Below are 7,620 nucleotides of genomic sequence, written 5' to 3' on the forward strand. Positions count from 1 at the left end.
GTTCTCCCCCCGACCCTGGGTATCGAGTGGGAGCAGCAGTGCTGCGATGACGCGGTCCGCGTCGGGTCGGCGGTGACGTGCAACCTGGCAGTTTGACGACCGCGAGCAGCCACACCGCACCCACGGCGAAGAACCCGACCACCATGAAGCGGAAGCCCCGGTCGTAGTGGTCGAGGGGGACGAGCAGCGCCATCAGCGGGAAACCCAGCGAGAGCACCGTGGGTGTCCACCCGGCGGCCAGCTCGACGCTGCGGACGGTCTGCGCGTGCGAGTCCTTCGCAAGGCGTGGGGCCAACGGCCGGCGGCCGTGCAGCAGGGCCGCCGACGCCAGGACGAGCACCGTGACGCCGGCGACGAGGATGGCGAACGGGGTTCCTGCACGGGGCCTGTCTCCAGTCGTGAGGGGTGTGGGCGAGAACTGCGGTCGAAACGTGGCAGCTCACATCTTCTTCACCCGATCCGCCCAGGACCTGTCGCGCCGCCGGCGAGACCAGACCAGCAGACCCGTGAGAAGAACCGCCGCGGCGGTGAAGAGCCAGTAGAAGCCCACGGGGAAGCCGTCGTCGAGGACGACGAACGCGGTGAGAAGGGCCCAGCAGCCCCACACGATCACGGCGGAGGACCAGTTCATGGCGTTCTCCGGCCGGAAGCTGTTGTCGGACGGGCGGTCCCTGATGGCCTCCAGATGAGGCCGTTCGGCGGTCGCGCCGGTGAGGCAACGAGCGGAGTCGAGGAGGTGGGCGTTGCGCTCGGCGGCCCACTGGGGGATCCAGGAGTGCATCTTGGCGTACCACCCCAGGTTGTCCCGGCTCTGCGCTCGCAGGGTGGTCCTTCCGCCTGCGCCGGTGGCTGTCACCGTGAGCGTGGAGGGAAAGGCGTGCCGGCCCCTGGCCGACTCGATGCCGGTGAAGCGGAACATGAGGTCGGACCCGACCTCGACGACGACCTCCCGTCCGTTCTGGCGGACCGTGGCTCCCTCGGCCCGGAAGTGCTCGGTGATGCGCTCGAGTGCTTCGGAGGCCGGCAGGCCGGACTGCCACTCGTCGTCGATGCTGAACCGCTCGTGGCGGGGCGCGTGGCGCGCCCATCGCCCGAACAGGAGGGCGGCTGCGACCACCACTCCCAGCCAGGCCAGAGTGGCCCAGAGGGGGAGGTCCAACTGCCGCAGGGCCCAGAACGGGACCAGGAACAGGACCACCCCGAGCGCCACCCAGATCTTCGGCGTCCCCCGTGTCTCGCTCATGCCCCAGCCCCCTCGGTCGTGGCGAATCCTCGCTCGCCGTCCACCTCTTCCTACGGGAGGGGGTTTGCAGTCGCAAGACGCGCAAACGGGGACAGCTGCCACGTTCGATGTCCCTCCTCCGGTCGGCGGGCCCGACGGTACGCCGTGGGGTCCCGGCGCCTCACCGAGGGCGACGGCGGCCCCCTCGGGCTCGGCGTCGCGGCCTGCGCGCGACCGGACCCGCTGGGCGGCGCCGGTGGCTCCGCAGTCGTGGCGGGTCGACCCCGTTCGCCGCCGACCCGACCGTGCGGTGCGGACGCGGTCCGCGCCCTGTCCGGGCCGTTCCCCGGTCCTCTCCCCGCACCGGGCACCCGGCACGTCGGCCGGTGGGAGAGAACGCCCCGTCCACCATGCGGCGGACGGGGCGCACTGCGCGTGGCCGGTGGTGTCTCACAGTGTGAGACCCGCGGATCTCGGGTGCTCCGGAAGCCGGATAGCGTCGATGCCGGCCAGGGCAACCGAGCAGGGACTCCCGGGAGGGCCGGGGACTCGCATCAAGGGACGAGGAGTCACCGGCCCGCTGCTGGCCCAGCACCTGAGGTGCGGCGGAGCGCCCCCGTGATGGAGAGAGAGCAGGGGCGCTCCGTCAGGTGCGCACCGTCCCGCACAGGGGTCCGACGAGCTCGTTCCCCCCGCCGGTGCGGTCTCGACGCGGCCAGGGGAAGAGGGGTTCGCCGTCCTCCGTGCCGGCGACCCGCCGCAGGCTGTGGAGCCGGGCGGTGCCGTCGGGACGATCCGCACCGAGCACGCGTCGAACGCTAGCCGAAACGACATCCGCGGAGCCGGACGAGTGCGCGAAACGTACTGTCCTCGGTCAGGACCGTCGGCTGTGCCGGTGCCCGGGCCACTGTCGGAATTGTTGCCCGGTTTGCGGACCTCCGCGCACGCCCCGGCCGTCGTCCGGAGGGCGCTCACGAACGAGGAGTGTCCGCCCACCCCGCACGGGTGTCAGCGGTGCGGACCAGCAGGTCCTTTCCTGCGGCCCCGGAGGCCCGGCGGGGTGCCCGGGAGGCTCGACCCGGACGGAACCCCCCCCGGTGCGCGGTAGCCGGAGGCACGTCCCATCGCCGGTGCTCGATGTCGGAGCCGTTCTCGCCCGACAGGCAGGGCGTCGTCAGTGCTCGCGTCCGGGCGGCGGCGGCGGTGGTCCCCGGGCACCCCGGGGTCGCTGTGGGCCGTTCGTCCTCCTGGGCCTCGGCGCGGTGGGGACGGCCGAGGCGGGGAACGACCGGCCGGGAGCCCATGCGGGGGAAGCGACATGTCTGCGGCCAAATTACCATCTGGTAGCTTATGGGTGGCACTGGCTCACACCGGTGCGGCAACCCCGGACGTCGTACCCCAACGGCGTGGGGTTGCGCCACGCGCTCCGGCGCGGCGGAGCGCCCCGCCCTCTCCCGGGTGGGGCGCTTTCGTCATGTCCGGACGACGCCGCGTGCACCGACCCCCCGGCGCTCCCCCCGACGTGGCCGGGCACCTCGCCGTCGTCCCGCTGCTGAGGCGTCCACGGCCGCCGTGATGGCGCTCCAGGCATTTGCATGTGAGAATACGAGCCTCACCCGGGGGGTCGGGTGAGACCCCTCGCAGAGAGTGCAGACGCTCATGACACTCAAGGAACGGCTGAGCAGCCGTCACAACCTTCTCAACGCCGTGCGCCTCGTGTTCGCGGCCATGGTCATCCTCGGCCACGCATGGCCGCTCACCGGAGCCCCCGGCCACGGCATGGAGTTCCTCTCCGACGTGGCCGTCAACGGCTTCTTCCTGGTGAGCGGTTATCTCATCGCCGAGAGCCGCACGCGGACGCAGTTCGTGCCCTACCTCTGGCGACGCCTCCTGCGCATCTACCCGGGCTTCCTCGTCAGCCTCCTGGTGGTGGCGGCGTTCTTCGCGCCGCTGGGCGCCCATCTCGGCGGCCAGGCCTTCGACCTGCGCTCGGCCGCGAGCTTCGTGCTGTCGAACAGCGCGCTCAGGATCACCCAGTGGGAGATCGACGGGTCGCTCGCCGGCGCCCCCGTCGACGGGGCGTGGAACGGCTCCCTGTGGACCCTGTTCTACGAAGCCGTCGCCTATCTCGCTCTCGGCGCGGTGCTCAGCCTCGCCGTGGCCGTCCGGCGCGCCCGGTGGGTGCTGCCCGCACTGACCCTGGCGGTCATCGGCCTCCGCGTGCTCGCCGAGGGTCCGCTGGAGGTCACGACCACCCTTTACCTCAACGGGCTCCGGCTCGCCGGCTACTTCCTGGCCGGGGCGGCCGTCTGGGCCTGGGCCGACCGCTGGCGCCCGCGCCTCTGGCACGTGGCGGCCGCCGTCGCCGCGTACCTGGTCCTGACCAACGAGGGCTGGGCGGACCAGTTCGGCCAGTTCCCGCTCGCCGTCGCGGTCCTCGGCATCGGGTCCGTGCCCTCCCGCGCCTGGACGACCCGCACGGACCTGTCCTACGGCGTGTACATCTACGCCTATCCCGTCCAGCAGCTGCTGGTCATGCTCGGCACCGCGGCGTGGGGCGTGACCGCGAACATCGTGCTCACGGTGGTCCTCGTGCTGCCCCTGGCCTTCCTCTCCTGGACGCTCGTGGAGAAGCCGGCGCTGCGGGCCAAGGGTCTCCTCGACCCCCGGGTCCCGGCGTCCCCGAGCCCGCGGTAGGCCGACGCCGCGGTGCCGGCCACGCGCCCCACCGTGTCCCAGGACCGCCTCTGCTGCGCGCGGTCTCGGCGCGCCCGGTCACCGGCACCGCTCCCTCGCCGTGCGGGGCGGAAGTGGGGACAGCTGCAGTCGGTGAATTCGCATAAGTTAAGAGGTGTTCCGTGAGGCGTGGCCCACCCGGCCCCGCCCCGCCCTCGGCAGGGCGGGCGAGCCGGGCGCACGATCCTCGCTCCCTCGGGCGGCGACCCGCCCGAGGGACCGCCTCGGAGGGGAGACCCGGGGCGGACAGGGCCACGCCTGCGGACCCGACCAGGGGAGGAACCATGAGCGTCACCATCATCCGGCAGTGGGTGGGCGGAGGGGCCCGCCACCACCACTACGAGTCCGTCGAGGAGGCCGCGGAGGACACCAGGGACTTCATCGCCCGGCACGTCGACGAGGACATCGCCCCCGACCGGCTGGAGGCCATCATCCGCAGCGTGATCGACAGCCACTGCGTGCAGCTCGACACCCGCACGGGTGGCATCGTCACCGGGCAGGGCCTCGTCGTGTAGGGGACGCCGGGACCGGATCCGGGGGGGTGCAGTGCGGATCCGGTCCCGGCGTCCGCACTGCACTCGCGACCGATGCCGGCGACCGGGCATCCGGGAACGGGTGCCTGCGACCGGGTGCCGGTCCGTCCGCGCCGTCGTGTCCGGCGGGCCCGGACCCGGTTCGGCGCCAGGCGGGCCTCCGGCCGTGCGGCGGCCGTCGGAGGAGGTCCGGACCGTGACGTTCCGGGACATTCCGGCCGGGGTGCATCCACAGGCGCTCCCGCACCGGTAGTAGGAGTAGGAACACCCGCGCAGGATGACGGTCCGGCGGGCCACCGCCCGACCGGCCGCTGCGACCTTCATCGAGGTGAGCACGATGTCCCGTATCCGCCTCTGCCCGTGCGGGGCGCCGCCCGTGCACGGGCCGTGGTGCTGGGCGTGCGCCCGGGAGCAGGAGAAGCGTCATCGCCCGCTCGGCGTGATCACGTGGGACACCGCCGACCTCGACTGAGGCACAGGGACCGCCCGCCCCGCACCGGCCACCGTCCGCGTCGCTACGGCGCCGGCCCCGGGCACGGATGCCGCGGTTCGGTCCGCACTGCACCGGTCCCCGGCCCGGGGAATCCCGGGCCGGTCCCTCCACAACCGGGCCGCCGGGGCCTCGTCCCGGACCGGGAGCGCAGGACCCTGGGGGCACCCCGCACCGGGGCCAGCCCCGGCCGAACGGCCGCCGTCCAGAGGAGTTCCCGATGACCGAGCAGATCACCGTCCGCGGCTACGTGGCCACGGACCCCGAGTCCCGCAACCTGCCCGACGGCACCGTGGTGGTGACCTTCCGCTTGGCCTCCACGCCGCGCTGGTTCGACCAGCAGAGCTCGGCCTGGCGCGACGGGCACACCAACTGGTTCTCCGTGCAGGCGTTCCGCGCGCTGGGGCTCAACGCGCTGGCGAGCATCAAGAAGGGCCAGCCCGTGGTGGTGGTCGGGAAGCTGAAGGTCCGGTCCTGGGAGGGCGAGCACGGGCGCAGCACGGCCGTGGACGTGGACGCCGTCTCGATCGGGCACGACCTGGCGCTGGGCACGGCCTGCTTCCAGCGCACCGTCACCGCCTCCCCGGCCGCGGAGCCGAACGGAGCACCCGACCCGGCCGGGGACGGCGCGGCGCCGTCGGCTCCGGAGGAGACGACGAGCCCCTCCGGGCAGCGCCGGGACCCGGCCGAGGACGACCCTCCGGCCCCGGAGAGCGTCGACCCGGAGACCGGCGAGATCCGCCCCGGAGCCGATCCGGGACGCCGGCCGCGTCGGCAGCCCGCGACCGCCTGAGCCGCCCCGACGCGCCCGGCGGGCCCCGCCCGTCCCGCTCCGTCCCCGCCGGTGGGCGGGGACGGAGCGGGGTAGCCTTGAGGGCATGGCGGAATTCATCTACACAATGTCCAAGGCCCGCAAGACCGTGGGCGACAAAGTCATCCTCGACGACGTCACCATGTCGTTCTACCCCGGCGCGAAGATCGGCGTCGTGGGACCCAACGGCGCCGGCAAGTCCACCATCCTCAAGATCATGGCCGGCCTCGACCAGCCCTCCAACGGCGAGGCCCGGCTCAGCCCCGGCTACACCGTCGGCATCCTGCTGCAGGAGCCGCCGCTGAACGAGGAGAAGACGGTCCTCGGCAACGTGGAGGAGGGCGTCGGCGAGATCAAGGCCAAGCTCGACCGCTTCAACGAGATCTCCGAGCAGATGGCCCAGCCCGACGCCGACTTCGACGCCCTGATGGAGGAGATGGGCCGGCTCCAGGAGGACATCGACACCGCCAACGCCTGGGACCTCGACTCCCAGCTGGAGCAGGCGATGGACGCGCTGCGCTGCCCGCCGCCGGACGCCGACGTCACGGTCCTCTCCGGCGGTGAGCGCCGCCGCGTGGCCCTGTGCAAGCTGTTGCTGCAGAAGCCGGACCTGCTCCTGCTCGACGAGCCCACCAACCACCTCGACGCCGAGTCCGTGCTGTGGCTGGAGCAGCACCTGAAGGACTACCACGGTGCCGTCATGGCCGTGACGCACGACCGGTACTTCCTCGACCACGTGGCCGAGTGGATCTGCGAGGTCGACCGCGGCCGTCTCTACGGCTACGAGGGCAACTACTCGGCCTACCTCGAGACCAAGCGGGCCCGCATGGAGGTGCAGGGCAAGAAGGACGCCAAGCAGGCCAAGCGGCTGGCCGACGAGCTCGAGTGGGTGCGCTCCAACGCCAAGGGCCGGCAGGCCAAGTCCAAGGCCCGCCTGGCCCGCTACGAGGAGATGGCCGCCGAGGCCGAGAAGACGCGCAAGCTCGACTTCGAGGAGATCCAGATCCCGCCGGGACCGCGCCTGGGCAACCTCGTCATCGAGGCGCAGGGCCTGCAGAAGGGCTTCGGGGACCGCTCCCTGATCAAGGACCTGTCCTTCTCGCTGCCGCGCAACGGCATCGTGGGCGTCATCGGCCCCAACGGCGTCGGCAAGTCGACCCTGTTCAAGACCATCGTGGGCCTCGAGGAGCTGGACGGGGGCGAGCTGAAGATCGGCGACTCCGTCAAGATCTCCTACGTGGACCAGAACCGCGCCAACCTCGACCCGAACAAGTCGCTGTGGGAGGTCGTCTCGGACGGGCTGGACTACATCAACGTCGGCAACGTCGAGATGCCCTCGCGCGCCTACGTCTCGGCGTTCGGCTTCAAGGGCCCGGACCAGCAGAAGAAGGCCGGCGTGCTCTCGGGCGGTGAGCGGAACCGGCTCAACCTGGCGCTGACCCTCAAGCAGGGCGGCAACCTGCTGCTGCTCGACGAGCCCACCAACGACCTCGACGTCGAGACCCTCGGCTCGCTGGAGAACGCCCTGCTGGAGTTCCCGGGCTGCGCCGTGGTGGTCTCCCACGACCGGTGGTTCCTGGACCGGGTCGCCACGCACATCCTCGCGTGGGAGGGCACCGAGGAGGAGCCGGACAACTGGTACTGGTTCGAGGGCAACTTCGAGTCCTACGAGGCCAACAAGGTGGAGCGCCTCGGCGCCGACGCCGCCCGGCCGCACCGGGTCACCCACCGCCGCCTGACCCGCGACTGATCCGCGCCCGACGGGCCCGGGCCCCGCCCGGGCCCGTCCGGCCCGCGGCACGGCCCCCGCCGGGGCGGCCGGGCCCCA

The 7,620-nt window shown here is 72.4% G+C and carries 7 protein-coding genes; 5 read left to right on the forward strand and 2 right to left on the reverse strand.

Annotated features, from left to right (window positions below; all coding sequences use genetic code 11):
* Positions 1–217, reverse strand: a 217-nt coding sequence (locus ACWCOM_RS18240) for a hypothetical protein (protein ID WP_454550166.1), incomplete at its 3' end; no start/stop codon positions are given.
* Between the two features lie 222 nt (positions 218–439).
* Entirely contained in the window at positions 440–1,243 is an 804-nt protein-coding gene (locus tag ACWCOM_RS18245; protein WP_454550167.1) for a hypothetical protein, read from the reverse strand.
* 1,638 nt (positions 1,244–2,881) lie between these two features.
* On the opposite strand from ACWCOM_RS18245, the gene ACWCOM_RS18250 reads away from it, so the two are divergent.
* From ACWCOM_RS18250 to ettA, 5 genes are all read left to right on the forward strand, one after another.
* Positions 2,882–3,919, forward strand: a complete 1,038-nt coding sequence (locus ACWCOM_RS18250; RefSeq protein ID WP_454550168.1) for an acyltransferase family protein — start codon at positions 2,882–2,884, stop codon at positions 3,917–3,919.
* Positions 3,920–4,242: 323 nt separating this feature from the next.
* Positions 4,243–4,473, forward strand: a complete 231-nt coding sequence (locus ACWCOM_RS18255) for a hypothetical protein (protein WP_454550169.1) — start codon at positions 4,243–4,245, stop codon at positions 4,471–4,473.
* 355 nt (positions 4,474–4,828) lie between these two features.
* A complete protein-coding gene (locus ACWCOM_RS18260) occupies positions 4,829–4,963 on the forward strand; it encodes a hypothetical protein (protein ID WP_454550170.1) in 135 nt (44 codons plus the stop codon).
* 238 nt (positions 4,964–5,201) lie between these two features.
* Positions 5,202–5,774, forward strand: coding sequence for a single-stranded DNA-binding protein (gene ssb, locus ACWCOM_RS18265; protein WP_454550171.1), 573 nt, complete (start codon positions 5,202–5,204; stop codon positions 5,772–5,774).
* A gap of 85 nt (positions 5,775–5,859) precedes the next feature.
* Entirely contained in the window at positions 5,860–7,542 is a 1,683-nt protein-coding gene (gene ettA / locus ACWCOM_RS18270; protein WP_454550172.1) for an energy-dependent translational throttle protein EttA, read from the forward strand.
* Positions 7,543–7,620 lie beyond the last annotated feature (78 nt).

This window comes from Kocuria sp. KH4, assembly GCF_053711175.1.

Coding starts and splice junctions, on each gene's coding strand:
- ACWCOM_RS18255 (WP_454550169.1), top strand. CDS start 4,243: ATGAGCGTCACCATCATCCGGCAGTGGGTGGGCGGAGGGGCCCGCCAC.
- ettA (WP_454550172.1), top strand. CDS start 5,860: ATGGCGGAATTCATCTACACAATGTCCAAGGCCCGCAAGACCGTGGGC.
- ACWCOM_RS18250 (WP_454550168.1), top strand. CDS start 2,882: ATGACACTCAAGGAACGGCTGAGCAGCCGTCACAACCTTCTCAACGCC.
- ssb (WP_454550171.1), top strand. CDS start 5,202: ATGACCGAGCAGATCACCGTCCGCGGCTACGTGGCCACGGACCCCGAG.
- ACWCOM_RS18245 (WP_454550167.1), bottom strand. CDS start 1,243: ATGAGCGAGACACGGGGGACGCCGAAGATCTGGGTGGCGCTCGGGGTG.
- ACWCOM_RS18260 (WP_454550170.1), top strand. CDS start 4,829: ATGTCCCGTATCCGCCTCTGCCCGTGCGGGGCGCCGCCCGTGCACGGG.